Annotated in this window: 2 protein-coding genes; both read right to left on the bottom strand. The window is 33.1% G+C overall.

Features of this window, described 5'->3' with window-relative positions; translation table 11 throughout:
- Positions 1-200, bottom strand: a 200-nt coding sequence (locus HMPREF9957_RS04710) for a hypothetical protein (RefSeq protein ID WP_000428247.1), incomplete at its 3' end; no start/stop codon positions are given.
- 13 nt (positions 201-213) lie between these two features.
- Positions 214-2269 (bottom strand): alpha-galactosidase (locus HMPREF9957_RS04705; RefSeq protein WP_000618150.1); only part of this gene is annotated, 2056 nt, incomplete at its 5' end.

Here is a 2269-nt window from a genome sequence, read left to right as displayed (position 1 = left end):
TATGTCATCTCCGTATCAGTTTCTTGATCTTTAGTAATTGGTTTTCTTAAGTTATTCACTGTTACTCTAGCAGTTTCAGTACTAGCTCTGTCATTAGAATTACTTTGGACTACATCTGCATAAACCAATTTACTTCCTAAAAAACTTGTTAAAACAGCCGTAGCTATTAAAATCTGTTTTGCTATTTTTTTATTTTCCATTTTTATTTCCTCATTATTTACATACAACTTCCTCAATAACAAATAATTTTGTAAGATATTCTGGAACACATAGTGCTAAATTACTTAAACTGAATTTTATTCCAGCATTCATTAATTCATCTCCATAAAAGAACTCATCAAATCCAGAGACGGAATAGCATTTATCTTTATCTAAACCACTAAAATAAACTCTTGTATAACCTGGGTTCAACTTACTATTCAATTGAGCATACAGTAAAATCGACTGGCATTTATTCTTTGAAACAACTTGCCAACTAGCAGAATCACAACTAAAAGGACTGTTTATCCTATAAAAATCCCCATATTGAAACAATGAACGATATTTTTTATAAAACTGAATTTGTTCTCTCACTTGTTCTTTTTCTTCTACCGACAATCTCGTAACATCTAATTCATAACCGAAAGAACTAAAATAAGCTACATTTGTCCTAGTGTCCAAACTCGTTTGTCTTCCACTTTGTTCATTTGGAGAAATAGAAACATGGGCTGTCATCATTGATGGAGAATATCCATAAGAAGTTCCATGCTGAATTTTCAATCTTTCTATCGGGTCCGTATCATCACTCGTCCACGCTTGCGGTGCATAATACATAAGTCCTAAATCAAAACGTCCACCACCTGAAGAACAAGATTCAAATAGAACTGAAGGGAACTTAGTTATTAAACGATCTAACAACTGATAAAGACCTAAGATATATCGATGACCAAATTCCATCTGCTGTTCAGAATCAAGTTCAATACTATAAATATCTGTTATATGACGATTCATATCCCATTTGATATAATCCAGATTTGTTTCGATTATGATTTTAGAAATAGAATCAAAAAGGTAATCAACAACTTCCTGTCTCGTCAAATCCAACACATATTGATTTCTTCCTACTGACTTCTCTCTGTCTAACAAATGGATAGTCCAATCGGCATGATTCTTGTACAAATCACTATCAATAGAAATCATTTCAGGCTCAAACCACAAACCAAATTGTAAACCTATTTTGTGAATTTCATCTGCAAGAAATCCAATACCTTCAGGAAGGCGACTTCTATCTGTTACCCAGTCACCCAGAGAACTTTTGTCATCTTTCCTATGACCAAACCAACCATCATCCAGTACAAATAATTCTATCCCTAAATCTTTAGCAGCCTTTGCTAAATCTAAAATTTTTTCTGTACTCAAGTCAAAATAAAATGTTTCCCAACTATTGAGTATTATAGGACGACTAGCTTGAGAAAAATTAGGATTAACTAAATGATGTCGATAAAAATCTGATAGTTGTTGGCTCATCTGATTCATCCCTTGATCAGAATAGGTCACAATTGCTTCTGGTGTCACAAAACTTTCGGCAGGATTTAATAAAAAACGAAATTCTACTGGATTTATTCCTACCGTTACTCTAGCTGTGTCAAAATGGTCAACTTCAATCATATTTTGAAAATTTCCAGAATAGATAAAGTTAAAACCATAAACCTCACCACTATGCTCGGTAGTTTCCCTCCTTGATAGCATAAAGAAAGGATTTTGCTGAGGACTTGATGAGTATCTCAAGCTATCTATTGCTTGAATACCTGGTCTAAGCGAAGTTCTATATAACTGACGTTCCCTCAGCCATGCTCCAGAAAATTGAATAAAGTCATATTGACTATCAGGTAGATCTAGCTGTAAGCTCATTGCTTTCAAAAGAGTCAACTTATTATTGCTATTATTTAAAAATTCCGTATTTCTAACTAAGACATTGTATTCCGGAAAAATTGTGTAATTTAGTCTAACAGTTAAATCTAATATGGAATCTGTTAAAATAATCGTTAATGTTTCCGCACACTGACCAATATCATCAAATGTTGAAGGTAGAGAGTTAAGACGATTTTTCCCTTTTTCAAGTTCAAAACCTTGATATTTTAGTGTCGTTATCCTACTACCATTCATTCCTTGAACTTGAAAGGCTGGATGCCGAAAATCTCCTTTCCCGTATGAAGAATATTCATTTTGTATCATAGACTGTTGAATATCCTCAAATTCTTCAGAAAAAGATACTTCAAATCCTCTTTTT

The sequence above is a fragment of the Streptococcus mitis SK1080 genome (assembly GCF_000220085.1).
Lineage (GTDB): Bacteria > Bacillota > Bacilli > Lactobacillales > Streptococcaceae > Streptococcus > Streptococcus mitis_K.
The sequence above is the reverse complement of the archived record's forward strand: the minus strand, read 5'-3'. Positions and strand labels throughout refer to the sequence as shown.